Annotated in this window: 26 protein-coding genes and 1 riboswitch; of the genes, 22 read left to right on the top strand and 4 right to left on the bottom strand. The window is 45.5% G+C overall.

Annotated features, from left to right (window positions below; translation table 11 throughout):
* Positions 1-6: 6 nt before the first annotated feature.
* Positions 7-118: riboswitch (SAM riboswitch) on the top strand.
* A 183-nt stretch (positions 119-301) separates the two neighbouring features.
* The 11 genes from M3N64_RS04070 (at position 302) to yunB (ending at position 11,898) form a co-directional block, all read left to right on the top strand.
* Positions 302-1,297: a methionine ABC transporter ATP-binding protein gene (locus M3N64_RS04070; protein ID WP_368389889.1), complete on the top strand. Its 996-nt coding sequence runs from the start codon at positions 302-304 to the stop codon at positions 1,295-1,297.
* On the top strand, positions 1,290-1,955 hold the full coding sequence (locus tag M3N64_RS04065) for a methionine ABC transporter permease (RefSeq protein WP_249098413.1): 666 nt from the start codon (positions 1,290-1,292) through the stop codon (positions 1,953-1,955). The genes M3N64_RS04070 and M3N64_RS04065 overlap by 8 nt, the downstream gene beginning before the upstream one ends.
* Positions 1,956-2,018: 63 nt before the next feature.
* Positions 2,019-2,837, top strand: a complete 819-nt coding sequence (locus tag M3N64_RS04060) for a MetQ/NlpA family ABC transporter substrate-binding protein (RefSeq protein ID WP_249098410.1) — start codon at positions 2,019-2,021, stop codon at positions 2,835-2,837.
* A 729-nt stretch (positions 2,838-3,566) separates the two neighbouring features.
* On the top strand, positions 3,567-4,349 hold the full coding sequence (gene sufC, locus M3N64_RS04055; protein WP_249098406.1) for a Fe-S cluster assembly ATPase SufC: 783 nt from the start codon (positions 3,567-3,569) through the stop codon (positions 4,347-4,349).
* Between the two features lie 27 nt (positions 4,350-4,376).
* Positions 4,377-5,678 carry a Fe-S cluster assembly protein SufD gene (gene sufD / locus M3N64_RS04050; RefSeq protein WP_249098403.1) on the top strand — a complete coding sequence of 434 codons (1,302 nt, stop codon included), beginning with the start codon at positions 4,377-4,379 and terminating at the stop codon, positions 5,676-5,678.
* On the top strand, positions 5,678-6,898 hold the full coding sequence (locus M3N64_RS04045) for an aminotransferase class V-fold PLP-dependent enzyme (protein WP_249098399.1): 1,221 nt from the start codon (positions 5,678-5,680) through the stop codon (positions 6,896-6,898). Before sufD ends, M3N64_RS04045 begins: the two co-directional genes overlap by 1 nt.
* The gene (gene sufU, locus M3N64_RS04040) at positions 6,888-7,340 is read left to right on the top strand and encodes a Fe-S cluster assembly sulfur transfer protein SufU (protein ID WP_249098396.1); all 453 of its coding nucleotides are present in this window, start codon (positions 6,888-6,890) and stop codon (positions 7,338-7,340) included. The genes M3N64_RS04045 and sufU overlap by 11 nt, the downstream gene beginning before the upstream one ends.
* A gap of 169 nt (positions 7,341-7,509) precedes the next feature.
* A complete protein-coding gene (gene sufB, locus M3N64_RS04035) occupies positions 7,510-8,913 on the top strand; it encodes a Fe-S cluster assembly protein SufB (RefSeq protein WP_249098393.1) in 1,404 nt (467 codons plus the stop codon).
* A gap of 182 nt (positions 8,914-9,095) precedes the next feature.
* Entirely contained in the window at positions 9,096-10,463 is a 1,368-nt protein-coding gene (locus tag M3N64_RS04030) for a bifunctional metallophosphatase/5'-nucleotidase (protein ID WP_249098390.1), read from the top strand.
* Positions 10,464-10,673: 210 nt separating this feature from the next.
* A complete protein-coding gene (locus M3N64_RS04025; RefSeq protein WP_249098386.1) occupies positions 10,674-10,976 on the top strand; it encodes a YunC family protein in 303 nt (100 codons plus the stop codon).
* Between the two features lie 103 nt (positions 10,977-11,079).
* A complete protein-coding gene (gene yunB, locus M3N64_RS04020; RefSeq protein WP_249098383.1) occupies positions 11,080-11,898 on the top strand; it encodes a sporulation protein YunB in 819 nt (272 codons plus the stop codon).
* A gap of 4 nt (positions 11,899-11,902) precedes the next feature.
* Here yunB and M3N64_RS04015 read toward each other — a convergent pair whose 3' ends face one another.
* Entirely contained in the window at positions 11,903-12,883 is a 981-nt protein-coding gene (locus M3N64_RS04015) for a M23 family metallopeptidase (protein ID WP_249098380.1), read from the bottom strand.
* Positions 12,884-13,193: 310 nt separating this feature from the next.
* On the opposite strand from M3N64_RS04015, the gene M3N64_RS04010 reads away from it, so the two are divergent.
* The 3 genes from M3N64_RS04010 to M3N64_RS04000 all read left to right on the top strand — a co-directional run bounded on the left by M3N64_RS04010 (position 13,194) and on the right by M3N64_RS04000 (position 15,599).
* Complete coding sequence (locus M3N64_RS04010; protein ID WP_249098377.1) at positions 13,194-13,484, top strand: YutD family protein; 291 nt, start codon at positions 13,194-13,196, stop codon at positions 13,482-13,484.
* A gap of 253 nt (positions 13,485-13,737) precedes the next feature.
* Positions 13,738-14,505, top strand: a complete 768-nt coding sequence (locus M3N64_RS04005; protein WP_283163282.1) for a TIGR01457 family HAD-type hydrolase — start codon at positions 13,738-13,740, stop codon at positions 14,503-14,505.
* Between the two features lie 137 nt (positions 14,506-14,642).
* Positions 14,643-15,599 (top strand): YutH/CotS family kinase-like spore coat protein, encoded by a 957-nt coding sequence (locus M3N64_RS04000; RefSeq protein WP_249098375.1) that lies wholly within the window; start codon positions 14,643-14,645, stop codon positions 15,597-15,599.
* A 165-nt stretch (positions 15,600-15,764) separates the two neighbouring features.
* Here M3N64_RS04000 and M3N64_RS03995 read toward each other — a convergent pair whose 3' ends face one another.
* A complete protein-coding gene (locus M3N64_RS03995; protein ID WP_249098372.1) occupies positions 15,765-15,986 on the bottom strand; it encodes a NifU family protein in 222 nt (73 codons plus the stop codon).
* Between the two features lie 171 nt (positions 15,987-16,157).
* Between M3N64_RS03995 and M3N64_RS03990 the strand changes: the two genes are divergently transcribed.
* From M3N64_RS03990 to M3N64_RS03970, 5 genes are all read left to right on the top strand, one after another.
* Entirely contained in the window at positions 16,158-16,487 is a 330-nt protein-coding gene (locus tag M3N64_RS03990; protein ID WP_249098369.1) for a DUF1462 family protein, read from the top strand.
* A gap of 63 nt (positions 16,488-16,550) precedes the next feature.
* Positions 16,551-16,781: a hypothetical protein gene (locus M3N64_RS03985; RefSeq protein WP_249098366.1), complete on the top strand. Its 231-nt coding sequence runs from the start codon at positions 16,551-16,553 to the stop codon at positions 16,779-16,781.
* 47 nt (positions 16,782-16,828) lie between these two features.
* Entirely contained in the window at positions 16,829-17,701 is an 873-nt protein-coding gene (gene dapF / locus M3N64_RS03980) for a diaminopimelate epimerase (RefSeq protein WP_249098581.1), read from the top strand.
* 69 nt (positions 17,702-17,770) lie between these two features.
* Positions 17,771-18,136 carry a HesB/IscA family protein gene (locus M3N64_RS03975; protein ID WP_249098363.1) on the top strand — a complete coding sequence of 122 codons (366 nt, stop codon included), beginning with the start codon at positions 17,771-17,773 and terminating at the stop codon, positions 18,134-18,136.
* 1,293 nt (positions 18,137-19,429) lie between these two features.
* The gene (locus tag M3N64_RS03970; protein WP_249098358.1) at positions 19,430-20,647 is read left to right on the top strand and encodes an NAD(P)/FAD-dependent oxidoreductase; all 1,218 of its coding nucleotides are present in this window, start codon (positions 19,430-19,432) and stop codon (positions 20,645-20,647) included.
* A gap of 121 nt (positions 20,648-20,768) precedes the next feature.
* Here M3N64_RS03970 and M3N64_RS03965 read toward each other — a convergent pair whose 3' ends face one another.
* Positions 20,769-21,131, bottom strand: a complete 363-nt coding sequence (locus M3N64_RS03965) for a helix-turn-helix domain-containing protein (RefSeq protein WP_249098354.1) — start codon at positions 21,129-21,131, stop codon at positions 20,769-20,771.
* 171 nt (positions 21,132-21,302) lie between these two features.
* Here M3N64_RS03965 and M3N64_RS03960 point away from each other — a divergent pair, with 171 nt between their 5' ends.
* Both M3N64_RS03960 and asnB read left to right on the top strand, forming a co-directional pair.
* On the top strand, positions 21,303-21,506 hold the full coding sequence (locus M3N64_RS03960) for a helix-turn-helix domain-containing protein (RefSeq protein WP_249098351.1): 204 nt from the start codon (positions 21,303-21,305) through the stop codon (positions 21,504-21,506).
* A gap of 164 nt (positions 21,507-21,670) precedes the next feature.
* Positions 21,671-23,557 carry an asparagine synthase (glutamine-hydrolyzing) gene (asnB, locus tag M3N64_RS03955; protein WP_249098348.1) on the top strand — a complete coding sequence of 629 codons (1,887 nt, stop codon included), beginning with the start codon at positions 21,671-21,673 and terminating at the stop codon, positions 23,555-23,557.
* Between the two features lie 61 nt (positions 23,558-23,618).
* On the opposite strand, the gene M3N64_RS03950 is transcribed toward asnB, so the two are convergent.
* A complete protein-coding gene (locus tag M3N64_RS03950; protein ID WP_249098345.1) occupies positions 23,619-23,849 on the bottom strand; it encodes a DUF378 domain-containing protein in 231 nt (76 codons plus the stop codon).
* A 335-nt stretch (positions 23,850-24,184) separates the two neighbouring features.
* On the opposite strand from M3N64_RS03950, the gene M3N64_RS03945 reads away from it, so the two are divergent.
* Entirely contained in the window at positions 24,185-25,540 is a 1,356-nt protein-coding gene (locus tag M3N64_RS03945) for a glucose-6-phosphate isomerase (RefSeq protein ID WP_249098341.1), read from the top strand.
* Positions 25,541-25,890: the final 350 nt, after the last annotated feature.

Genomic DNA, 25,890 nt, shown 5'->3' with positions numbered 1-25,890 from the left:
GTAATGCTCTTATCCAGAGCGGCGGAGGGACTGGCCCGATGATGCCCGGCAACCTGACTGCAGGCGATGCAGTCAAGGTGCTAATTCCTGCAGAAGGTAATCTTCTGGGAGATGAGAGAGGCAGCCCCGTCCTCTCATGACGGGCTTTTTTGTTTTAATAAAAATAAGCAAGGATTGCGAAGCTGCTTTCTCAGGTGCCTGTTTCTGCGATCCTTTGAGGAAGGAGGATGATGTGGCAGGTTTATAACCCCACTAAAATGATTGGATAAGTTATTTTATTTTTAAAAGTGGTGAACATTTCTTGATTCAATTACGCAACATCGAAAAAATTTATCAGACAGAGGACGGTCCGGTGCGTGCACTGTCGGATGTCAGCCTGACTATCCGTGAAGGTGAAATATTCGGTATCATCGGGTACAGCGGTGCCGGAAAAAGCACATTGATTCGTTTAATTAATCTGCTGGAGAAGCCGACTTCAGGAACAATCATCATTCAGGACAGGATGCTTACTAAGCTTGACGAACGAGAATTGCGTGAACAGCGCCGATCGATCGGTATGATTTTTCAGCATTTTAATTTGCTCTGGTCGCGTACAGTTGCCGGTAATATTGCTTTTCCGCTTGAACTCACAAACCTTAAGAAGAAACAGAGAGAGGCACGTGTTTCGGAACTCATCCGTTTAGTCGGTCTTGAGGGCAGAGCGTCAGCCTACCCCTCGCAATTAAGCGGCGGCCAGAAGCAACGGGTCGGCATTGCCCGAGCGCTGGCCAATAATCCAAAGGTGTTACTGTGCGATGAAGCAACTTCGGCACTTGATCCGAAAACAACGGACTCCATCTTGTCGCTTCTTTCGGATATTAACAGGAAACTTGGGCTGACCATTGTCCTGATCACCCATGAAATGAATGTCATCCGAAAAATATGCGATCGAGTTGCCGTTCTGGACAAAGGAAGAATTGTTGAAGAAGGTTCCGTTTCCGAAGTCTTCTCGCATCCCGTTCAGAAAATTACCAAGGAGTTTGCTGGAAGCCTGAATGGGCAGCAGACACTGCGTTTTCGCGACGAGGGCACGATTGTTTTCTTAGCTCATTCCAATGAAAGCAAACTTCAGGAAAATCTGTCCGTGCTTTTTGGCAGTGACGTTTTATCTGTAAAAGTACTCGGATCTGCGTGCGTTCAGGGAGCAGAGACAGGGGTGACACTCGCGCTTAAGGGAACCGCTTCCGATATCAGCGCTGCTCTTGATCGGCTTCGCTTGAGCGGTACAACGGTTGAGGTGATTCGGCATCATGAGTGATTGGATACAAAGTGTTGATTGGGCAAGCATGTGGCTTTCAACAGGACAGACGATTTATATGACTGTGATTTCGGGCGTTTTTACCTTTTTGCTCGGCATTATTTTAGGTCTTCTGCTTTATCTGACAGCTAAGGACGGCCTTTATGAGCAGCCAATGATTTATAAAGTTGTTGCGTCCTTTGTCAATGTATTCCGTTCGATTCCGTTTATTATTCTGATCATTCTTTTGATCCCGCTTACGGAGCTCATTCTCGGGACGATGATTGGATCGACTGCGGCATTGCCGTCAATTATTATTGGCGCGGCTCCTTTTTACGGGCGGCTCGTTGAAATTGGATTACGCGAAGTAGATAAAGGCGTGATCGAAGCGGCACAGGCCATGGGCGCCTCACGCTGGCAGATTGTCTGGAAGGTTCTTCTTCCAGAATCACTTCCGTCGATCAGCTCAGGAATGACGGTGACGCTCATTGCCTTGATCGGAAATACAGCGATGGCCGGGGTTATCGGTGCCGGGGGACTTGGCACGATCGCGTACAATGAAGGGTTTGAAGCGGGCAATAATGTTGTTACTTTTGTAGCCACAATTATTATTTTGCTGATTGTTTTTCTGATCCAATATATCGGTGATCGAATGACGCGACGTGTAGACAAGAGATAGACGGCTATAAGTTAAGAGCTGATGATGGTAAAAAAAAATTAAATGCAACCGGGGGAGTTAATAATGAAAAAAGGAATTGTATTATCTGTTCTTCTGACACTTGCACTCATTTTATCCGCATGCGGGCAATCCGCAGGAAGCAAAGAAAAAAATCAGACACTGACGGTCGGCGCTTCCGCCGTTCCCCATGCCGAAATTTTAAAAAAAGCAGTACCGCTGCTTAAGAAAAAAGGAATTGATCTGAAAGTAAAAGTATTTCAGGATTATGTTCTTCCGAATAAGGCGCTGGCCTCAAAACAATTGGATGCCAACTATTTTCAGCACATTCCATATCTTGATCTCTACAACAAACAGCATCATACTGATTTAGTCAATGCCGGCAAAATTCACATTGAACCGTTCGGCATTTATTCCAAAAAATATAAAGATGTCAGCGAAATAAAAGATGGGGCAACCGTACAGATCAGCAATAATAAAGCGGAACAGGGACGTATTCTTCTTCTGCTTCAATCCAAGGGCCTGGTGAAAATCAAGTCAGGTATCGATCCAGTGGCTGCGACTCTGAAAGATATTGATAATATCAAACACTTGAAGTTCCTGCAGCCGATTGATCCGGCGATTCTTCCGAAAGCGTATGGAAATGGTGCGGCAGACTTGTATGCCATTAATACTAACTTTGCGCTTCAGGCGAAACTGCAGCCGAAAAAGGATGCGCTGATTCTTGAAGGTGCTTCGTCACCGTATGCGAATATCATCGCTGTGCGAAAAGGCGATCAAAATAAAAAGGCGATAAAAGAATTAGTTAAAGTGCTTCATTCAAAAACCATTCAGAATTACATTAATACGAAATATAAGGGTGCGGTTCTGCCGGTTTCCGAATGACTCGCCTCTGATTTAGAAAAGCCGCTCAGTGAACAAACTGAGCGGCTTTTCTGCAGGTAAAAAATTATAAGATTTTAGCTAAGCATAAAAGTGTAAGCCAGATACGAAAGTGCGCTGGCGCCTGCGGAGCGTTCCCCGCTGATCAGCGAGCCTTGGAAGACCCCGCAGGAATTTGTCTGCCCCGTGGAGGCTTCCGGATCGCCCCGGCAAGCGGGCAACTGAAGCGCCGATGCCAACAAAATAAATAAATCAACGACTCTGGTCGAAAACTGTGAAAGCGCGCGCTGACCGGTAAATCGTGCTGAATGGTCAGTAAATCGCAGTCAAACGGCATCCTGTGAAAGTACGTCCTGTATGCAACGCGAAAGCCACCGCATTGTGCGGAAGTAAGGACCGGGCGCTTTTTGCCCGGTTTTTCTAATAACGTGAATACTGGGCACACAGAGGAAGATTTCTGTTTCATTTTCTCAGTAAGCCGTACTTTTTGCGGGATAGGGTGAAGCGTTGAAAATGGGGCCAGAAAGTGTATGCGCAGAAAAATCATTCCTTTTTGTGTTTTTGATACTTTTTTCTATTATGATTATCGCAAATAGCGGTATAATACGGGTACGGCAATCACCTTCGTTTGGGTTGCTATCTATTTACATCTGATATAATATGATAATGAGAATAGATTGAGAACGGATTTCATTCCGTAATTTGACTATTTATATTGGAGGTTCTGATGAAATGACCATTCCGGAATTGAAGATAAACGACCTTCATGTTTCTGTTGAGGGGAAATCCATTGTCAAGGGTTTTGATTTAGATATGAAAGGCGGAGAGATTCATGCCTTGATGGGGCCGAACGGGACTGGGAAGTCAACCGTTGCTTCAGCGCTGATGGGGCATCCGAAATATGAAGTTACCTCCGGCGAGGCACTGCTTGACGGTGAGAATTTACTGGATATGGCAGTTGATGAACGGGCACGCGCTGGCATGTTTCTCGCTATGCAGTATCCGAGCGAAGTGAGCGGCGTGACTAATGCCGATTTCCTGAGAACTGCTATCAATGGCAGACGCGGAGAGGGCAATGAAATTCCGCTGATGAAGTTCATCAAGACATTGGATAAAAAAATGCAGATGCTCGATATGGATCAGTCATTTGCTGAGCGTTATGTGAACGAAGGTTTTTCCGGCGGCGAAAAAAAGCGTAATGAAATTTTGCAGCTCATGATGCTTGAACCCAAATTTGCGATTCTTGATGAGATCGACTCCGGTCTGGATATTGACGCATTGAAGTGGGTCGCCAAAGGTGTTAATGCGATGCGCTCTGAAACCTTCGGCTGCCTGATTATTACTCACTATCAGCGCCTGTTGAATTATATCAGGCCAGATAAGGTGCACATTATGATGAATGGCCGTATTGTGAAAACCGGCGGTCCTGAACTTGCGCTTCAACTTGAAAAAGAAGGCTATGACGGCATGAAGGCTGAACTTGGCATTAAAGATGATGAAACCGTTGAAGCCTGATCATTGATCCTGTAAGGAGGGGTGTACATGTCGATACAAGTGAAAGATCTTCCATTCGATGCGGAAGAAATATCAAAATTTGCTGAGAAACGAAATGAACCTAAATGGTTTTCAGATATACGATTAAAAGGGCTGGCGCATGCTGAAGAACTTCCGCTGCCAGCCCCGGAAAAAACCCGGATTGCTGATTGGAATTTTACTCATTTTAATTATCAGATCCGGAGCAGTGCAGGCAGTCAGTTGAGTGAGCTGCCGCAACCTGTTCAGAAGGTGATGCCCCGTGACGCAGGCAACGTCCTGATTCATGTCAACGGTGTGCCGGTATACAGCCACGTAGCTGAGCATTTAAAAGAACAAGGCGTTATCTATACCGATTTAGCAACAGCGATTCGTGAGTATGGCGAGCTCGTTGCCAATTATTATTTTAAGACGACACCGATTGACAGGCATCGGCTGACTGCTCTGAACGCAGCAGTTGTCAACGGTGGAACCTTTCTTTACGTACCTAAAAATGTGACCATTTCTGAACCCTTTCAGACGGTTTATTATCAGGACGCGCCTTCTTCCGGACTTGTCGCGCATACACTTGTGGTGGCGGAAGAAAACAGTTCTGTTACTTTTGTGGAAAGTTACCTGTCAGATCAGGCGGTCGGTGAAGGGGCGGCCAATATTGTCGATGAAGTCGTTGCCAAGGCCAATGCTCAGGTTCGCTTCGGCGCAGTCGATGAATTCACGGAGCAAATGGTGACCTATGTCAGCCGTCAGGCGGAAATCGCCAGAGACGGGCGGATCCAATGGGCGCTCGGACAGATGAATGACGGTAATACACTTTCCGAAAATGCAACCAACCTGGAAGGGGACGGTGCGGCGGCGGATATCAAAGCGGTCAGCGTTGGAAGCGGCAGTCAGAAGCAGAATTTTGATAATTATGTCCGACATGTCGGCAAGGCGACGCAGAGTCAGCTGCTTGTTCGTGCAGCACAAATGGACGCATCCAATTCAATTTTCAATGCAAGAACGAAAATTGAGCGCGGGGCTTCAGGTGCTGACGGTGAACAGACTCAGCGCGTTCTGATGCTCAGTGATCAGGCACGCGGTGATGCGAATCCGATTCTGCTCATTGACGAATATGATGTTATTGCAGGACATGCAGCTTCGGTTGGCCGCGTTGATCCTGATCAGCTCTACTATCTCATGAGCCGCGGAATTAAGCAGGCGGTCGCGGAAAAGTTGATCGTCGAGGGCTTCCTGGCCCCAATTGTCGATTTACTGCCTATTGATACAGTACGTGATCAGCTGACTACTTTAATAGAAAGGAAAGTTGGCTGATGGACATTCAATCAATTCGAGAAGATTTTCCGATTTTGACGCAGCAGGTGAACGGGCATCAATTAGTTTACCTTGATAATTCGGCTACATCTCAAAAACCAAGATCAGTCATTCAGACAATGGTTGACTACTATGAACATTACAATTCCAATGTCCACCGCGGCGTGCACACGCTGGGGACTCGGGCGACAGATCGCTATGAAGAAGCCCGTGAGAAAATCCGCAACTTTATCCATGCCAAAAGCGAAAAGGAAATTATTTACACAACGGGTACGACTCAGAGTCTCAATCTGGTGGCTTACGGTTATGGTCTGGCGCGGCTTGGTGCGGGTGATGAGATCATTATTACGCCGATGGAGCATCATGCCAACCTGATCCCATGGCAGCAGGTGGCGAAGAAGACGGGCGCGGTACTGCGTTATTTTCCAATGGAGGATGACGGGACACTGGATCTTGAAAAGGTCAGACAATCGGTGAACAGCCGAACGAAGATTGTTTCTGTCACGGAAGTATCCAACGTGCTCGGCACCATTAATCCTGTTAAAGAAATTGCCAGAATCGCTCATGAACAGGGTGCCATTATGATCGTTGACGGCGCGCAAAGCACACCACATATGGCTATTGACGTTCAGGATATGGATGCGGATTTCTTCGCTTTTTCCGGTCACAAAATGCTCGGACCGACAGGAATCGGTGTTCTCTACGGAAAGCAGGCTTTGCTTGAAGCAATGGAACCGGTGGAGACCGGCGGTGAGATGATCGATGAAGTTGGCTTTCAGAGCGCGACATGGGCGGATCTTCCCTGGAAACTGGAAGCTGGTACACCACATATTGCCGGCGCAATCGGACTTGGTGCCGCGATTGATTATTTACAGCAAATTGGTATGGGTACCATTCAGCGTTATGAGGAACAGCTAACCGCAAAGACATATGATCGGCTTTCTTCGATTGACGGAGTCACACTGTATGGACCGGTAAAGCGTTCGGGTCTGGTCTCTTTTAATATCGACGGCGTGCATCCACATGACGTTTCGACCGCGCTCGATTCGGAAGGAATTGCTGTCCGTGCCGGTCATCACTGTGCCCAACCGCTGATGAGCTGTTTGAAATGTGAGTCAACGGTTCGCGCGAGCTTCTACTTTTATAACTCTGAAGATGAGATCGACTATTTGGCCAGGGCTATTCAAGAGACGAAGGAGTTCTTTGGACATGTTGTTTAATAATCTTGACCAGCTGTACCGATCAGTGATTATGGATCACTACAAGAAGCCAAGAAATCGCGGTACGCTTGATGGGGATCACTGCATTACGGTCAGTATGAACAATCCGTCGTGCGGTGATAAAATTCAGGTATCGCTTGAGATCAAAGACAATAAAGTAGTTAATGTTAAATACCTGGGTTCCGGATGTGCCATCAGCCAATCATCCGCTTCAATGATGACTGAGGCAATCAAGGGATTGGAAATAGACAAAGTACATCAGCTCACTTTTGATTTCTCTGAAATGGTTCAAGGCCGGGATCATCAGGATGACCTTGACTTGGGTGATGCAGAAGCGCTGCATGGTGTGTCGCAATATCCGGCTAGAATTAAATGTGCTACACTTCCATGGAAGGCTGTTGAAAAGGCATTGCGTGAAGTGAACGAAGCCCAGAATAAGTAATTATTTTGCGAATCATGGTAAACTTAAGAATATCCATTCAAATATATTTTTTCAGATCAAGGAAGCATGGAGATTTTGGTAAAGTGAAACAGAAAAAATAGGCGGCATTTTTTCCTGATGCCGGCAAATGTCGCCTGACAGGATAAGCAAATCAAAAGGAGGAACCGCAATGGCCACAGAACAGCAACTGCCCGAGATTGAGGAATATAAATATGGATTCCGTGAAAAAGATGTCTCTGTATTCCGCACAAAACGTGGATTGACCGAGGATATTGTCCGTGAGATTTCAAAAAAGAAGAATGAACCGGAATGGATGCTCAATTACCGCCTGAAGGGGCTGCGGCATTTTTATAAACGACCGATGCCGCAATGGGGTGCGGATCTGAGCGGTCTGAACTTTGACGATCTGACTTATTATGTTAAGCCAGTTGAAAATCAGGGACGCAGCTGGGACGAAGTACCGAATGAAATTAAGGATACGTTTGATAAACTGGGCATTCCTGAAGCGGAGCGCAAATATTTAGCGGGCGTGTCTGCGCAATATGAGTCCGAAGTGGTTTATCACAGCATGAAAGAAGATCTGGAGAAGGACGGGGTCATTTTTCTGGATACCGACACGGCTCTGCAAAAGCATGAGGCACTTTTTAAAAAGTATTTTGGAAGGGTCATTTCCTACGCGGACAACAAGTTTTCTGCATTGAATGCCGCATGCTGGTCTGGGGGCTCATTCGTTTATATTCCAAAGGGCGTTGTCTGCAAGACGCCGCTTCAGGCCTATTTCCGCATCAATTCTGAGAGTATGGGGCAATTTGAGAGGACGTTGATTATCGTAGACGAAGGAGCCTCGGTTCATTATGTCGAAGGCTGTACGGCGCCCGTTTATTCAACAAGTTCACTTCACAGCGGGATTGTTGAAATATATGTGTGCAAGGACGCCTATTGCCGCTACACAACGATTCAGAACTGGGCCAATAATGTGTATAATCTGGTGACGCAGCGTGCCATTTGTGAAGCGCGCGCGACCATGGAGTGGGTAGACGGCAATATCGGGTCTGCCGTGACGATGAAATACCCTTCTGTTGTGCTTAAGGGTGAAGGATCTCGCGGAAGTACATTGACGATAGCGATCGGCGGGAGAGGACAGAATCAGGATTCAGGTTCGAAAATGATCCATATGGCACCGAATACATCGTCAACCATCATTTCAAAATCCATTGCCAAGAATGGCGGGAATGTGACTTATCGCGGGAAAGTGCATTTTGCTCCAAACGCGAAAAATTCACGCTCACACATTGAGTGTGATACGCTGATCATGGATGCTCAGTCCACTTCGGATACGATTCCTTATAATGAAGTCTTAAATAAAGATATCTCAATGGAACATGAAGCGAAGGTGTCCAAAGTATCTGAAGAACAGCTTTTCTACTTAATGAGTCGCGGATTGACCGAGCAGGAAGCAACCGAAATGATTGTCATGGGCTTCATTGAACCGTTCACAAAAGAACTGCCAATGGAATATGCGGTCGAAATGAATCGGCTGATCAAATATAACATGGAAGGCTCGATTGGCTGACCGGCGGGATGTCAGAACAAAAATAAGCCTTGCATACCTTTCAATATGCCGTTTGTGCGTATTGAAAGGTTTTGTATTTTTTGCGTTAAAAACCAGAATCCTCCTTGACAGTAACAGGAGCTCTGACGCTAAAATAAATACGTCTGTTCTGAATAGGGTGTCTTTTATTGGGAGGCTTGTACTTGATCACACTCCATTTTTTACATACAAACGATATTCACAGTCACCTGGATCACTGGGGCAGCCTCGTACGCTATCTGAAGCAGGAGCGAAGCAGAATCGCAGAGGCGGGAGAACCATGTCTTACATTGGATCTCGGCGATCATATGGATCGTGTAAATCCAATGACAGAAGGCCTGCTTGGCGTGGGAAATGTACAGTTACTCAACGATGCCGGTTACGATTATGTGACTGTTGGTAACAATGAAGGAATCACTTTTACTAAGGAACAACTGGGAAACACCTATTTAATGCGGCATTTCAAAGTCATTCTTGCAAATCTGTATGATCAGGAATCTGGATGCCGTCCGGAATGGTGCCTGCCTTACACCGTTGAAGACATGAACGGTGTAAAAGTCGGACTGATCGGATTGACGGCGGCATTTCCACATTTTTATAATCAACTCGGTTGGACGATTCGTGATCCGTACGCAGAATTGTCGTGTTTAGTCCCACGACTGCGGGAACAGGTGGATGTCCTTGTGCTCATGTCCCATGTCGGTCTGCCTTTTGATGAAAAAGTTGCTGAAGAAATGACTGGCATTGACGTGATCATCGGTGCGCATACGCATCATGTTCTTGAGGAAGGCAAGTGGGTCGGCAGCACGTTGATTGCGCAGGCAGGAAAATATCTTCGTTATGCCGGGCATATTGTCGTTGATTATGATGAGCAAAACAGGCGGATTGCCTATAAAGGCGCGACGCTCATCACCCTTCGCGCGCCGTCTGATCATGGAGCGGCGACTGAAGTGGCGGCGCTGACTGAGCGCGGCATTGCCAATATGCAGGAGGTCGTTGCTATCCCTGATCATGATCTGCAGGCCGACTGGTTTCATCCATCTGAGTTAACTGACATCATGGCTGACGCACTGCGGCTGTGGTGTCATGCCGACATCGGTATGGTGAACGCCGGAGTTATTTTGGACCGCATTCCCAAAGGACCGGTGACGCGGTACACGATCCACAGAATTTGTCCGCATCCGATCAATCCATGCCGGGTAAAAGTGACCGGCAGCGAAATCATTGATATGATCCGTATCGGCTTGAGGAAGGACTTTCAGACTTTTGAATTGAAAGGATTCGGCTTTCGCGGAAAAATGCTTGGACGCCTCGTATTCAGCAATCTCACATATGATCTGGAAGAAGATCATCCGGTGAATATCCATATTGGGAGCGAAAAGATTGTAACCAAAAAACGATACAGCATTGGGACCATCGACATGTTTACCCTTGGCTCATTTCTGCCGCCGATAGTTACGGCGAAGCAGCAGTTCTACTTACCTGAAACGTTGCGTGATTTACTTGCATGGCAATTAGGTGAAAAATATTAAAAACCGGACATAGTCTGGTTCCTTTTTATCGACCTTGTACCTGACGGACATTCCAGCTGCCCGCGGCGCCGAGGCAAAAGCATAAAATAAATCGTGGCCGGAGATTATGAACCAGGTGTTTTTTGCCTGGTTTTTAAAATGACAAAATAAAAAGGCAGTCACCCCATTCCTCTCTTTTCCATAGGATAGACGATGAGAGGAGGATGAATCATGATTGATGTGCAGCCTTTTACAATTGAAGGCGAACTTTATCAGGGCGTCAGTGTCTCACTGCCGAAAACGACATTGCTGATGATCACCGGGAAGAAAGGATATATTATGTGCGGCGCGCTGGATGTGCGGCTGCTGAACGATAAGCTGGCAGATCGAAATGTGCTTGCAGGAAAAGCGGTTGGTGTGCGTACATTAGATGATTTGCTTCATGCGCCACTTGCTGAAGTAACGATTGGTGCGGAGAAGGCAGGCGTTCATGTGGGGATGTCTGGTATCGATGCGCTAAAGAAGCTGAACTGAATATATGGATCTATGGCCTTTTTCAGCAAAGGGCCTGTTTGTTTGCAGAAAAAAGACTGAATGCTTCTTCACAGTCATATAAATGATGTGGAGGAGGGTTGTCATGTTTAAGCCGAACCGACGTTACAGACGCAAAACGATGTCGATCAAGCGCACTTTGCTTCTGTCCCTCATTATTTTCTCTCTCTGTACGGCAATCGCACTGTGGCTTGTGAATGAAAAAATGAAGCCTGCAGTCATGAGTATTGCGCTGACGCAAACGGAACAGGTTGCAAATTATGCGATCAATTATGGAATTGGCGAGAATGTGCTGACCAATCTGCAAGGAAAAAATGATCCGAATGAAGTGCCGGATTTCAATGCAAATAAACTGTTTCATGTTCATTACACGAATGAAAAACGGGTGAGTAACTTTGATTTGAACACGCAGGAGGCTAATCGGCTCAAGGGATTGATATCAAATCGAATTCTCTGGTTTCTGCGTGCAGCGGAAAAAGGACGAATTTCACTGACAAACGGCCATGCCGATGATCTTGTTTACAGTAAAAATCATCACGGAGAAGCACTGGTAGCCGATATTCCACTGGGGCAGATATTGAATAATGCCCTTCTTAGCAATTACGGCCCGAGAGTCCCAGTTGAAATGGATGTAGTCAGCAATGTTGAAAGTGATATTAAATGGGAATATAAAAATATCGGTATTAACAATACGGTTTTATTCATGTATGTCGATGTCAAAGTAAAGGTCGATGTGATTGTCCCGTTTGAAATGAAAACGAAAACGATTGCCCAGCATATTCCAATCGGGTTTCAGCAACAGAATCTGGATGTGCCTCATTTCTACAGTTCGAACGGTTCCGGTATTTCTACATCTGTCCCGATCGAAGAACCAAGTGATAAGAAAAAAGAAGACAGTAAGTAACCGATTATCTGGTTGACTGACGTTCCCAGCTGCGCAGCGCCGGGTACGGATCGACTGAATACTCTTTCCTCCCGTTATCACGATACAGACCATAGTGCAGATGCGGCGGAAATTTGCCCATGGTTCCTTTCGGACCGTACCCCGAACTGCCGACATATCCGATCACCTGACCTGCCTTGGTGATTGCGCCATGATACAGGCCGGGTGCATAACCATTTAAATGCGCATAATAATGATAATTGCCGTGCAGGTCGCGAACGCCGATTCTCCATCCGCCATATTTGTTCCATCCGATCAGTTCGACGATACCATAAGCGGTTGCGCGAACCGGTGTTCCGTAATCGGCAAAAATATCCGTCCCTTCATGGATTCTGTTGCCGCCCCAGCCACGCTTTGCTCCCCATGTCGATGCATAATCATAATTATACATTTTCGGTATCGGGAAGGCATGTTTCATTAATTCATCAGGATCAGCGCGCTCAAAAAGTCGGGCGAAGTCTTCGATTAAATCGACTGCCTTGCCTCTTTGATAAATCATCCATAAACCGATCCGTGTATTTTCCGTTCCCGGACCTGCTTGAGCAATCTGATCAGCGAACGTGTACAGACGATCTTCCGCGTCGTCTGGCTTTGCGCGTCCGTCACCGTTGCCGTCTTTCCCGATGCCTCCGAATAGAGCAATGGTCCGCGGGTTCTGATCATCTGTATCGGGATTCAGCGGCCCTGCCCATTCTGTTTTACTGAATGAGAGGTGAATCAGGTCGTCGGCAGTTTTTTTATCAGGTTCCAGCATATCAATATTGCGTGCGTATTGATCACATCCAGCCATAATGCTCCAGCGTACGCCTGTCAGCGCGGCAGTTTTCATAAACAATGCTTTACGCTCCTGATCAAGCAGGGAAGCTTCAGCATGCTTACTGAACAATGATGTTGAGATAAGCAGGATAATGATCAGAATGACCCGATTATGTAACTTTGCTTCCATGACGGAATAACGATCCTTTCACTTTTGATTTTTTTATTTGTGGTGCCATTTAAACTTTATCGTTCATTTTTCGGTTCGCTGAATAAACCAGTCACGTATTTTTGAGAAGGTCCATGCTTGTAAAAAGAAGCAGAGACAATCTAACTCGGTAGTCTGGATGGACTGGTTTTTCCAACCTCTTTTCACGAAATTTATATGATCTGCTATAATGGAGGGTATGCGGACGGTGATATTCTGCCACGCGCCATTCTGTCGGCCAGCGAGGAACCCGCAAGCTCTGTCGCCTGTAACAAAGAAGGAGGAAGTTTGATTGACCAGTCCGATTGTAACAGTTGACCACCATAAATATGAAGTTGTCGAGAATGTCCGGAATGGCTGGAATGAAGAAGCTTTTTTAAAGCGTTACAGCGATATTCTGAACAAATTTGATTACATCGTTGGCGATTGGGGCTATGAGCAGTTAAGGCTTCGCGGATTTTATGAAAATCAAAACCCCAAGTCAACGTTTGATACAAAAATAGGCACACTTGTTGACTATATTATTGAATATTGCAGCTTTGGCTGTGCTTATTTTGTTTTGAAAAAAATCGAAAATCATTAAATGAAGAAGCAGTCCTGTCATTGCCTGCATAAGGAAAACACAAGGGAGCTCATGCCCGCGGCAGGCAAGCAGCCACAGTGCCGATGCAAACATAGACCATTAAATCATGCTAGAGAACGTGAAACGGGCTGGATATGCCGGTTTTTCTCATCAGCATGTGTTTTGACAGGTACTGTCAGTTAGTGTGCGCAAAATCAGCCAATTCATTATAGTGATTTATCTGTTAATGATGACTTCATAAACGGAGGAAGACATGTTGCGAAACTACGACGCATTTTTGCTTGATCTGGACGGCACAGTCTATTGGGGACAAAAAGAAATACCCGAAGCCGTCGACTTTATCAAGAAATTAAAAAATAAAGGATTGCGCTATCTGTTTGTAACGAACAATTCTACACGGACAAAAGAAATGGTTGCTGATCAGTTAAGTGGATTCGGTATCCCATGCACTCCGGATGATGTTTTGACCACAAGTATCGCGACGGCGAGCTATATTAAAAGCCGGAAACCGGATGCGCATGTCCTGTACATAGGCGAACAGGGACTGAAGCAGGCAATGGAAACAGCAGGTTTTTCCTATGATGAAGAGCATCCGGATTTTGTCGCTTTCGGAATGGATCGCCAAATTACTTATGAGAAATATGCAAAAGCTTGTCTTGCCGTACGCTCCGGAGCAGTTCTGGTATCCACCAACCCTGACGTTGCGCTCCCGAATGAGCGCGGACTTGTCCCCGGAAACGGTGCGCTGACTTCGGTAATCAGCGTATCCACGGGTGTCCGGCCAATTTTCATCGGTAAACCGGAACCGATTATCATTGAAATGGCACTTGAAAAACTGGGTACAACGAAGGCACACACTTTAATGATCGGTGACAATTACGATACAGATATCATGGCCGGAATAAATGCAGGGCTTGATACGCTGCTCGTGCACACTGGCGTGACTTCGCAGGCAGCTTTGAAGACGAAGCGTGTTCAACCAACCTATGCTTTAGAATCGCTCAGTGAATGGGTACTCTGACCTCCAAAAGTGTCCGGCGTTTAAGGCATCAGCGGGAATCGAAGCAAGTCCGGGCCGGGAAAAGAAAAGTCATGAAAAGCGGGGTGCGGGAGTAAGATCCTAAGAGGATAGAATAAGGTGGAGAGAGGCGGTTACGTGTGCGTACAGACTGGCAATCCGTTGCAGCTCACTACTACGATTTAGAAGATCGCGATCTCGGCACAAGTTTCTTTTTTCATCCTCTGAACGGATTTTATCATCACAATCTGGAAGGGTTGGCACAATGGGCAGACTATCTCTCAGAAAGCAGCCATCTGCCGGTCTGCCAGCCGATTCGCAATCATGAAGGCCGTTTTGACACAGAACTGAACGGTGCGTCATGGGTTTTGATGCGCATTCCGAATGAAGTCCGAACGGATGCGCCATCAACTGCAGCCACCCGGCTGGCAGAAATGCATCTGCAAACCTCCGGAATAGATCCGCACGCCTTTCCGGAAACACCAGCCGCTTCTCGAATCGAAGATTTTGAAAAACGGCTGGCAGCCTTGGAAAAAAGTTATGACACCTGTCAGAAACAATCGGAACAGTCACGTTTTGAAAAAATATTTATCGACAGTTTCCCTTATTTTCTAGGGTGCGCTGAAAATGCGATACAGATGCAGGTCGATGCTTCAATTGATTTTCCAGATCCGGATCCGCTTAGCATCGGGCATTATCGCTTTATCGATTATGCGCCCGATACGCCGGAAAATCCGGCTTTATGGGTTGTCGACGATCGGTCAAGAGATGTGGCAGAATGGTTGCGTAACATCGCGTGGAGCAATGCTTCACGCGATCTGCAGGCACAGGCCGAAGCGTTTCTGGATGATTATGAAGCTCGATTTCCGCTTTCTGAATCGGTCGTGCGCAAAATGTATGGACGGCTGCTTTTTCCTCTCTCTTATATGGAATGCTGTGAGCGCTATTTTTATCAGGCGGAATCAATGGAGACCCAGCGGCTTGATCTGATCTTACTGAAAAACGAGGAAAAGGCAGAGGATTATGAACAGCTGTTGCGTCTCCTTTCTGAACGCTATGAAGGGAATTTGTATGCACCAGAATGGCTGAAAAAATGATTATTTTTTGAAAGTCCAGGTTAAATAATCAGAGTGTTATGCACATGGATTGGCTGAAGGCCGAAATGTAAACAGTAAATTGAACAGTTTCTGTGAAAAAGGCTGCACAAATACACAACCACGCCTGCACATGCATCAGGCGTGGTTTGATTTCGTCGGCTATTTTCAAAAAACCTGTTCCAGTTCTTTAATACCGGGTACATTTTCAACGAGTGCCCGTTCAATCCCTGCCTTCAATGTGAGCGTTGAACTTGGACAATTGCCGCATGCACCGAGCAGACGGACGCGAACAATGCCATCCGCAACATCGAGCAGCTCAACATCACCGCCATCGCGCAGCAGAAAAGGACGGAGTTTTTCCAATACTTCTTCAACCTGCTGATACATAAAGACACTCCCTAACTGTTGCATTTAATGTTATTATATCTTTTTTTTTCAGGAAAATCTATTCATAAGCAGGCGCAGACTTATTGCTGGTCCATAAAGCAATGATCAGTGACGAAAGCAGCTTAATTTGCTATATTAATAAATAAACTGATTGCATTTGAGGTGAACAGATTGGAGCTTACGGTTTATGGAGCGGAAACGGTATGCGCGAGCTGCGTTCAGGCCCCACCAGCCAAATCGACCGCCGAATGGCTGCGTGCAGCGCTGACACGCAAATTTAACGAGCAAGTTTCAGTCCGATATATTGATGTTCACCATCCTGAAACTGAGGCAGATCAAGTATATTGTGATAAAATTCTTACTGATGAATATTTTTATCCGCTTGTCGTCGCTTGCGACAAGGTATTGGCAGAAGGCTTTGTTGCGCTGAAACCGATTGTCAAGTATTTGCATGAGGGAAAAAATCAATGTTCAAAAATAAGTGACACTGAGAATCACTGAAAAGCAGCCTGAGAAAATCGTGTTTTGTGATTATAAGTGAGGCATTGAAAAAGGAGGGGTCCTATGCTTGATTTTCATCACAGCTGGCCCTATGAACGAGTGGCCAATGATCTTTATTTTGAGGAATGTCCCTTCTGTCATCATGCACCGGTCCTGCTTTCCATAAAAAAAGAGGCGATTGAGGGCGCTTTTCAAGGGATAAAGACACATATTGTCATGCCCTGCTGTCATGAAAGTATTGTGATCGCGTTGATGGACCGGGATTATATTTGGGCAACGCAGGCGCTGCGCTAAAAGGAATGCGCGCGTGACTATGAAGAGAAACTGGAGTGGGCGGAACAATGGGATGGGCGATACCTTTTACAAAGATGCACGGATTGGGCAATTGTTATATATATCTGGACGGATGCTCACATGATTTGAGCATGATTGCATCATATCCACAGCTGTCCGAACAGGTGGCGGACCCCTTTAAGGGCATTGGTTCCGACGGGTTAATCCTTATTCTTCCATCGACGCAGGCAGACGTTCAGATGCGTATTTTTAATAAAGATGGTTCTGAGGCAATGAATTGCGGGAACGGACTCAGATGTGTGGCAAAGTATGCTTATGAACATCATCTGGTTAACGAGCGGCGATTTGCGATTGAAACCCGGTCAGGTCTGATGCTGGCGGAGGTCCATGTGCGGGATGGGGTTGTTGAGCAGGTAACCATTGATATGGGAGAGCCGGTTCTGGAACGCGCGCGTATTCCGGTTGCTGGTGCGGGCGGCGGTGAGCGGGTGATCCGTGACCGGCTGACTGTTTCAGGGAAGGAATACACGTTTACAGCTGTTTCAATGGGTAACCCACATGCCCTGTTTTTTGTGGAAGATATTGACACGGCACCGATTCATGAATTAGGTGCCCTGCTGGCCGATACACATCCGCTTTTCCCCAACGGCGCAAATATCGGATTTATTGCACCAATCTCCCGTCACGAACTGAGGTATCGGGTGTGGGAACGCGGATCAGGAATTACTCAGGCATGTGGAACCGGAGCCTGCGCCTCCGTGGTTGCGTCAATATTGGAACAGCGTCTGGATCAGGATACACCGGTGACCGTACATCTTGACGGGGGAGATCTGCGGATTATCTGGCAATCAGACAATAACCATGTGCTGATGACCGGGGAAGCAGAAACGATTTGTGAAGGCACTTATTTTCAAAGATAAACCGGTTGTGATTGTGATTAAGGTCACATCACGTTATAATATGAATAAATCGAAAAGGAGCTGATAAGGATGAATATTACGTTGACCGATGCTGCAAGCTTTCGTGTCAGGGAAATGCTGGACAGCGAACCAGGAGAAAATCTGTTTTTGCGTGTCGGTGTCAGCGGTGGCGGATGCTCCGGACTGACTTACGGCATGGGATTTGACGATAAAATGATTGATGGCGATCTTGCATTTGAAGGGAAAGGGTTCAAAGTCATTGTCGACCAAAACAGTGCGCCCCTTCTTGATGGTGTAACGATCGACTTTAAACAGAATCTTGACGGTGGCGGTTTTACTATTGACAATCCAAATGCCATTTCGACCTGCGGATGCGGTCATTCGTTTAAAACGGCGGACAATGAAGGACAGCCTGCGAAACAATGTGACTGTTGATTTGAAAATGATGATTGGATTGACGATTGATTCCAGATGAAAAAATAGAGATTTTGCAATGCTGATTGCTGATCATTCATGAACCAATGGGCATAATCTCTAACATAATTTGTTTTTTGAATCATCTTCTAGTGATGAACCTAATCGCTGGGAGGTGTTTTTTGTTTTGCCTGAACGATTCGTATGCAAAATTTGAGTGTAGCTCGGAAAATGAAACGGCACCTCGACGATACGATAGTCTCGGTTCTAATGGATGTCAAAAGGGAAGCAGGTGCTTTATTTTGTTATATATTTTCCGAGCAAAAATGAAAATGGTGATCTGAGGGATCCATATAAGTATGCTGACAATAATAAATACCCATTCAGGCCCAAAAGGCTTGAAGTACCACGCCCATTGAACATGGCTGGTTGTATTGGTAACAAAATAGTACGAAAAAAAGGCCGATAAAATATTTCCAAGGATTAAAGGGATTATATTACAAAAGATTTTGCTTAAGAAGGCAAGCAAGGAAATGAAAATGAGCATGAGCATGTATCCACGCATCGAACCTTTATAATAATCTTGATTCATCGAGAAGTGAACAAAGGGAAAACAGTACAGACAAACAATAATGAATCCGGCAAGAAATTTTTTCAAATGAATCGCTCCAATACATATTCAATTCCCAAAATCCAAAAGCTCTTCCATGAATGCGGGAATCTGACTATATTCGCTTTTATGGCTAATTCAAAAGGTTCTGCGGGGCATAGTAGCTCTAAAACAGATACGGGCGATGTGTTTACGGTGTTACCTATAAAATGCGACTAACCAAAATCAATTCAATACTAATACTATCAATGAAAATTAAATATAGAAAGCCTGCCAATTGTAATGAATCTGCAAAGAATTTTCAAAATGTCATGATGTTGCTCAGCAGTTCAATTCTTTCCTATTTTACCAGCCTTTTCGACACATTTTGTTCTTGAATTGTTAACAAAAAAGACATATTATAAATAAGGAGATTTTAATTTTGGTTTCTAACTGCTGTTTTTCTGACCTGCAGCAATGTGTGCGTGCCACCTGCGGGACAGGTGCTGTTGGCAGGTGCAAGCGGCATCTCGCAGATTTTCGGTTTTCTGAGAAGGATCGCGGTGTACCCGCAGTAAGCAGGCACAGGGCAGCAAATAATTTAAAACGGCAGCGGATTTTAACAAAGCTTAACGAAAAGATATAAATGCGGACAGGCAAGTCCGGAGTACGCATCATAGGCACGTGTTTTTAATATGCTAAAGAAAAGGTGGCTGTAATAAACCATGAATAAACCAAAAATCGTGATTCTTGGCGCCGGATATGGTGGCATGATGGCGACCGTGCGCCTTACAAAAGAGTTAAGTGCGGACGAAGCAGACATTACACTAGTGAACAAGCATAATTATCATTATCAGACAACGTGGCTGCACGAAGCAGCTGCGGGTACGATTCATCATGACCGCACGAGAATGCTGATTAAAAATGTCATTAATACGAATCGCGTCCATTTTGTGCAGGATACCGTGCGGTCAATTGATCATAAAAACAACAAGGTTATTCTGAAAAACGGCGAAATCGATTATGACTATCTGGTCATTGCACTTGGTTTTGAATCCAATACCTTTGGAATTAAAGGGCTCGACGAACATGCCTTTGCGATTCGCAGCGTGAATACCGCGCGCAAGATTCGCGAGCACATCGAATATCGTTTTGCAAGCTACAATAGTGATCCGGACGCAAAGGACAGCGATTTGACAATTGTCGTTGGCGGTGCGGGACTTAGTGGCGTTGAATTTCTGGGCGAACTCGTAGATCGTATCCCTGAACTTTGCAGGGAATATGATGTTGATCCAAAAAAGGTCCGGATTGTGGATGTCGAAGGCATGCCATTTGTACTGCCTCCGTTTGATCGCACGCTTGCTGAATACGCACAGAAATATCTGGAGAGCAAAGGTGTAGAATTTAAGCTGAATACCTTTATCAAGGAAGCAACACCTGAAGGCGTTAAGGTGCAGCTGAAAGGCAGCGAAGAACTCGAAGAAATTAAGGCAGGAACGGTTGTCTGGACCGGCGGTGTAAAAGCAAGCCATATTCCGGAAGATTCCGGATTTGAAACCAATCGCGGTAAGATTCAGGTGACCCCGGATCTTCGTTCCCCGGAGGACGACCACGTATTTGCAATCGGCGACGTTGCCGTTGTTTTCCCGCCTGATGCGGAAAGACCATATCCGCCAACGGCGCAGATTGCCATTCAGGAAGCAGAAAACCTTGCGAAGAATTTCAAACATATCTTACATGGAGAACCGACCGAACCTTTTGTCTATAAACCGAAGGGTACGGTTGCTTCGCTTGGCGAAAAAGAAGCAATCGGTGTCGTATTTGATCATAAACTGACGGGCAAACCGGCGGCTGCAATGAAGAAAGTGATTGACGACCGTTATCTGCTGATGCTTGGCGGTGTCGGGCTTGTTTTGAAAAAAGGCAAGCTGAAGTTTCTTTGACTTTTTGGGAGCGAAAACTAAGACAGGAAAATAATAGAGAAAATGAGTTGTGATGGCATTGGAAAAAGTTCCAAATCCTTTAATTAATAGGGATTCGGAACTTTTTTGATAGGTACATCAATTATTTCAGCCATTTCCAGATTTGCAGAAGCCGGTCAGCCTTTTTAGGATTCTGATTCATCTGATCAATGAGCAGATCAAGTCCAGGCATTTCTTTAACCTTTTTTAAAAGCGCATGATCTTCAGCACTTTCATAAAGCGATTTCGTTTCATTAATCCGTTCCGTTCGTCCGAGAAGGTAGTCAGCGGAAACACTGAGATAATCGGCAATCTGGACAATCATGTCCGGATCAGGTTTGCGGGCGCCGGATTCGTATCGGCTGAGCTGGGCATTGGAAATATTCAATTGACGAGCCATTTCCATTTGCGAAAGCTGCCTTTCATCACGCAGAAATCGAATCCTGCTCCCTAGCGTGTTTCCCATACAACGCGATCCTCCTCTTTCGTTGTTGCTGTAAACACTAGAAATTTTAGCATGTTCTCTTTTTTATATTGCGATGTTTGACAAATAGGAAATTTATTTGCGCGATAATAAAAGAAAATGCTATAATCTAAAGAAAAATTTCCAAATAGGTAATAAGAGGGGTGACTATTTATGCTGACTGTTGATCTGAAGAAATTGAGAAGTTTAAGAGAATCGCAAATGTCGCTGAAAGAGATGGCGGCACGGCTTGGCTATCAAAGCGCAAATGGATATTACTATTTGGAAAGCGGCAGAAGCAAGATCAGTGCGGAAACACTTGCAAAAGTGGCCAGTGTGCTTTGTGTGCCGATTCAGGAACTTTTTACCGATCAATAAGAAATGCATCCGGGCAGAGAAAAAAATAAGAAATAAGGAAGCGCTGTCACTGCTTTGAATTTGTCCGATTCAATGATAAACTTAGATATCGGAATAAAATTTGTGCAAGAGGCAGAGAATCTGCTCGAGAATCGTTAACGGCGATCTCTGAAAGGAGACTTTTTATGTGTGGATTTTGCGGATACTTGGCAAAAGATCCTCATCTGAAACCGGATCATCATGAACAAAACGCGATGACTGAGCGAGCGGAAATGATCAATCATCGAGGTCCGGATGATGCCGGTTATTATACGGACGATCAGGTGCAGCTCGCCTTTCGAAGATTAAGTATTATTGATCTTGCCGGCGGGCATCAGCCGCTTCCTTATGAGAATGAACGCTACTACATTATATTCAATGGTGAAATCTATAATTATGTTGAGCTTCGCAATGAATTAATTGAGAAAGGCTATAGATTTAATACGACGTCGGATACGGAAGTTATTGCCGCTCTGTATGCGGATCGCGGTGAAGTGTGCGTCCGTTATCTTCGTGGCATGTTTGCTTTTATCATATGGGATAAACGCGAACGCACGCTTTTTGCCGCACGTGACCATTTTGGCATCAAACCTTTTTTCTATTCGGAAAAAGAGGATGGTATCTTTTTTGCATCCGAAATGAAAAGCCTGCTCTTTGGCGAAACGAATGATGCGCTGGATGAAAAGGCGCTTCAATATTATCTGACCTTTCAGTTTGTACCTGAACCGGGCACAATGTCTAAAAGCATTAAAAGTCTGGAACCCGGACATTATCTGCTAAAAAAAGAAGGAGAACCGGTGCAGAACGTTGCCTACTGGAAACCAGGCTTTGCACCGGTCAGTCAGTCACTTGATGAGGCAAAACGGAAAATTCAGAATGTTTTAATTGACTCAGTAAAAATGCATATGAGAAGTGATGTGCCGGTCGGTGCTTTTCTGTCGAGCGGTATTGATTCCACTTCAATTGTTGCCCTGGCAAAACGATTTAACGAACACATCAAAACCTTTACAGTCGGATTTGCCAGCAAAGGATATAACGAAATTGACGTTGCCAGAGATTCAGCTGAAAAACTTGGTGTTGAAAACGATGCGCTTGAAATTACGCCGGAAATGTGTATGGAAGAGATGCCGCGAATTATCTGGCATATGGATAATCCCGTTGCCGATCCAGCGGCCATTCCCAATTATTTTGTTGCTCGTGAAGCAAGAAAACAGGTAAAAGTTGTGCTTTCCGGTGAAGGGTCTGACGAGCTGTTCGGCGGCTACAATATTTATCGTGAGCCCCTTTCATTAAAATGGTTCGATGCACTTCCAGGCCCAGGAAAGTCGCTTCTTCATGCACTTGCCGAAAAACTTCCTGAAGGGGTACGGGGGCGCAGCTATCTTCTTCGCGGGACAACGCCGCTTTCGGAACGCTATGTCGGTAATGCGTTTATCTTTAATGAAACGGAGAAACAGTTTTTACTGAAAACATTTTCACCTCAGGCATTATTTACTGAAATCACGCATCCAATTTACAGGAAGTCAGCAGCAAACAGCAAGCTGGATCAGATGCAGCTCGTCGATATTGAGACGTGGCTTCGCGGAGACATTCTCGTTGTCGCGGATCGAATGACTATGGCGCATTCACTTGAGCTCCGTGTTCCTTTCCTGGATAAAGAGGTATTTAATACGGCGAGAACGCTTCCTGGTGCCCTTAAGACAGGCGAAGGGACAACGAAATATGCGTTTCGTGAAGCGATGCGCGGTATTGTCCCGGACTCCATTTTATTTCGAAAAAAACTCGGATTTCCCGTGCCGATACGCATCTGGCTCAAAAATGAACTGCATGACTGGGCCATTCAGATTATTCACAACAGTGGTACGGATGCCTATATCAATAAATCCTATGCCCTGAAGCTGCTGGATGATCATTGCAGCGGCAAGGCGGACAACAGCCGTAAAATTTGGGCGGTGCTGACCTTTATGATCTGGCATCAGATTTTTGTTGAAAAGACCCTTTTGGTTGCACCCAGGACGGTTGCTCAGGTTTAACGCAAAATGAAAAAAGGGATCTTCGCTTAAATGCGCGAGGATCCCTTTTTTGCTGCCTGTCTTAGCGTGTCTGTGTTTCACGGTCACGCGCCAGACTTTCATTTGGACGGAACAGGATGGTCAGACAATATAACGCGCAAAGGCCGACAATTGCATAAATGAGCCGCGAGATCGCAGCTCCCGTCCCTCCAAAGAGCGAGGCGATCAGGTCGTAGCGAAAGAAACCGACCAACCCCCAGTTAATTCCGCCAATGATAAGTAATACGAGGCAAGTTTTCTGCAAACCGCTCATAACTGTTCCTCCTTTTATGTGCGTGCATTAATAGCATGGCTTTTTTTCCCATCGCTATTCATCGATCATTCTTTTTTTTGAAAGGCAGTATTCGCTTTTATCATTGCTTTTTCGGTACATTTTTCTGCAAGTTTACAACCGCCGCATTTTTGCAAATGCACCAGCCGTTTAAGTAGCACAGTATGCTTCTTAAGCAAAGTCTTCCGGAAAACATATGGAGAATAAGTGAAATCGGTTGCAAGAATTTTCATATATAGTGAGTCGTGACTTGAATTTACCTACATGGTTTTGTACAGTTAAGAAGGAATGATTATGATATTGGAGGTCGATGAACGATGAGCAAGAAAGTTGCTTTTGATTACAGCAATGCCGACGCTTTTTTTGCGCAGCATGAATTGGATTATCTGGCCGGACAAGTTTCTGCCGCCCATCAAGCGATTCATGAAAAAAAGGGAGCAGGCAATGACTTTTTGGGATGGCTGGACCTGCCTACCGAATATGACAAAGAAGAGTTTTCCAGAATCCAGAAAGCCGCCGAAAAAATTAAATCAGATTCAGATGTACTTGTCGTGATTGGAATCGGTGGGTCATATCTGGGTGCCCGAGCGGCGATTGAAACACTGAATCATTCGTTTTACAATCTATTGCCGAAAGAAGAACGAAAAACCCCGCAAGTGTTCTTCGCCGGCAACAGTATTAGTTCTACCTATTTAAATGAATTGTTTGACGTACTTAAAGACAAGGACGTTTCTGTTAACGTTATTTCAAAATCGGGAACAACGACTGAACCTGCCATTGCGTTCCGCGTTTTTCGTGAATTCCTTGAAAGCAAATATGGCAAGGAAGAAGCAAGGGGCAGAATTTATGCGACAACGGACAAAGCAAGGGGCGCATTGAAAACGCTCGCCGATAAAGAGGGCTATGCATCGTTTGTGATTCCGGATGATGTTGGCGGACGCTTCTCAGTACTTACTGCTGTCGGTCTCCTCCCAATCGCTGCTTCCGGTATCGACATTAATGAATTGATGAAGGGTGCGCGTGATGCGCAGCATGATTTCAGCGAACCGGATCTGAACAAAAATGCTGCTTATCAATATGCTGCGGTGCGCAATATTCTGTACAATAAGGGCAAGACAGTGGAAATGCTGGTCAATTTCGAACCGCATTTGCACTATTTCTCTGAATGGTGGAAGCAATTGTTCGGTGAAAGCGAAGGTAAGGATTTTAAAGGCCTGTATCCTTCTTCTGCCGATTTCAGTACGGATCTTCACTCACTCGGCCAGTTTGTGCAGGAGGGACGCCGGGTTATGTTTGAGACCGCTGTACTCATCGATCAGCCGAGAAAAGACGTGACCATCAATGCAGAAAAAGAAAATCTGGATAATCTGAATTTCCTTGCAGACAAAACGATGGACTTCGTGAATAAAAAGGCAGCTGAAGGGGTCCGTCTCGCACATACGGATGGTCAGGTACCTCAGCTTGTCGTGACGGTTCCTGAATTAACTGCCTACCATTTCGGTTATCTGATTTATTTCTTTGAAAAGGCAGTGGCGGTCAGCGGCTATCTGCTTGGTGTGAATCCGTTTAATCAGCCTGGTGTTGAAGCGTATAAGAAGAACATGTTTGCGTTGCTTGGCAAGCCGGGCTATGAATCTGAGAAAGCAGCATTGGAAGCACGGCTTGTACGCTGATACGCTGCACAACCTCGTGAAAGACGGCCGGAACCAGGACGAGTTTCATGATTGTGCGAGCGTCTAAGTGTCTTTCAGATAAGGTTCAGAAACTGACAAGGAGAGTGCCCTGTGGTCATAAAAAATGGCTGACAGGGCACTCCTTTTTCAGCTAAACCAATTTCATCAGGTATTGTTCTTTAACTCTGATTTTTCAGCAGACTAAGAAGTCCGCCTTTTCATGATTGAAAGGGTCCGAGTGGAAAGATTCCTCTTTTAATGGGGCAAATATTTAAAATCGGCTTTTCATCCAAGGCAGGACTTTGGGAAATGGATACCTCGGCAGCGTTCATTTAACGAACATCATCCAT

It is taken from the genome of Sporolactobacillus mangiferae (genome assembly GCF_023336505.1).
Taxonomy (GTDB): Bacteria; Bacillota; Bacilli; order Bacillales; family Sporolactobacillaceae; genus Sporolactobacillus; species Sporolactobacillus mangiferae.
This window is presented reverse-complemented; position numbering and strand designations above follow the sequence as displayed.

Excerpts from the sequence above, each read along its gene's own strand:
- M3N64_RS04065 (WP_249098413.1), top strand. The coding sequence starts at position 1,290 with ATGAGTGATTGGATACAAAGTGTTGATTGGGCAAGCATGTGGCTTTCA.
- M3N64_RS04060 (WP_249098410.1), top strand. The coding sequence starts at position 2,019 with ATGAAAAAAGGAATTGTATTATCTGTTCTTCTGACACTTGCACTCATT.
- sufC (WP_249098406.1), top strand. The coding sequence starts at position 3,567 with ATGACCATTCCGGAATTGAAGATAAACGACCTTCATGTTTCTGTTGAG.
- sufD (WP_249098403.1), top strand. The coding sequence starts at position 4,377 with ATGTCGATACAAGTGAAAGATCTTCCATTCGATGCGGAAGAAATATCA.
- M3N64_RS04045 (WP_249098399.1), top strand. The coding sequence starts at position 5,678 with ATGGACATTCAATCAATTCGAGAAGATTTTCCGATTTTGACGCAGCAG.
- sufU (WP_249098396.1), top strand. The coding sequence starts at position 6,888 with ATGTTGTTTAATAATCTTGACCAGCTGTACCGATCAGTGATTATGGAT.
- sufB (WP_249098393.1), top strand. The coding sequence starts at position 7,510 with ATGGCCACAGAACAGCAACTGCCCGAGATTGAGGAATATAAATATGGA.
- M3N64_RS04025 (WP_249098386.1), top strand. The coding sequence starts at position 10,674 with ATGATTGATGTGCAGCCTTTTACAATTGAAGGCGAACTTTATCAGGGC.
- yunB (WP_249098383.1), top strand. The coding sequence starts at position 11,080 with ATGTTTAAGCCGAACCGACGTTACAGACGCAAAACGATGTCGATCAAG.
- M3N64_RS04015 (WP_249098380.1), bottom strand. The coding sequence starts at position 12,883 with ATGGAAGCAAAGTTACATAATCGGGTCATTCTGATCATTATCCTGCTT.
- M3N64_RS04005 (WP_283163282.1), top strand. The coding sequence starts at position 13,738 with ATGTTGCGAAACTACGACGCATTTTTGCTTGATCTGGACGGCACAGTC.
- M3N64_RS03995 (WP_249098372.1), bottom strand. The coding sequence starts at position 15,986 with ATGTATCAGCAGGTTGAAGAAGTATTGGAAAAACTCCGTCCTTTTCTG.
- M3N64_RS03985 (WP_249098366.1), top strand. The coding sequence starts at position 16,551 with ATGCTTGATTTTCATCACAGCTGGCCCTATGAACGAGTGGCCAATGAT.
- dapF (WP_249098581.1), top strand. The coding sequence starts at position 16,829 with ATGGGATGGGCGATACCTTTTACAAAGATGCACGGATTGGGCAATTGT.
- M3N64_RS03975 (WP_249098363.1), top strand. The coding sequence starts at position 17,771 with ATGAATATTACGTTGACCGATGCTGCAAGCTTTCGTGTCAGGGAAATG.
- M3N64_RS03970 (WP_249098358.1), top strand. The coding sequence starts at position 19,430 with ATGAATAAACCAAAAATCGTGATTCTTGGCGCCGGATATGGTGGCATG.
- M3N64_RS03965 (WP_249098354.1), bottom strand. The coding sequence starts at position 21,131 with ATGGGAAACACGCTAGGGAGCAGGATTCGATTTCTGCGTGATGAAAGG.
- M3N64_RS03960 (WP_249098351.1), top strand. The coding sequence starts at position 21,303 with ATGCTGACTGTTGATCTGAAGAAATTGAGAAGTTTAAGAGAATCGCAA.
- asnB (WP_249098348.1), top strand. The coding sequence starts at position 21,671 with ATGTGTGGATTTTGCGGATACTTGGCAAAAGATCCTCATCTGAAACCG.
- M3N64_RS03950 (WP_249098345.1), bottom strand. The coding sequence starts at position 23,849 with ATGAGCGGTTTGCAGAAAACTTGCCTCGTATTACTTATCATTGGCGGA.
- M3N64_RS03945 (WP_249098341.1), top strand. The coding sequence starts at position 24,185 with ATGAGCAAGAAAGTTGCTTTTGATTACAGCAATGCCGACGCTTTTTTT.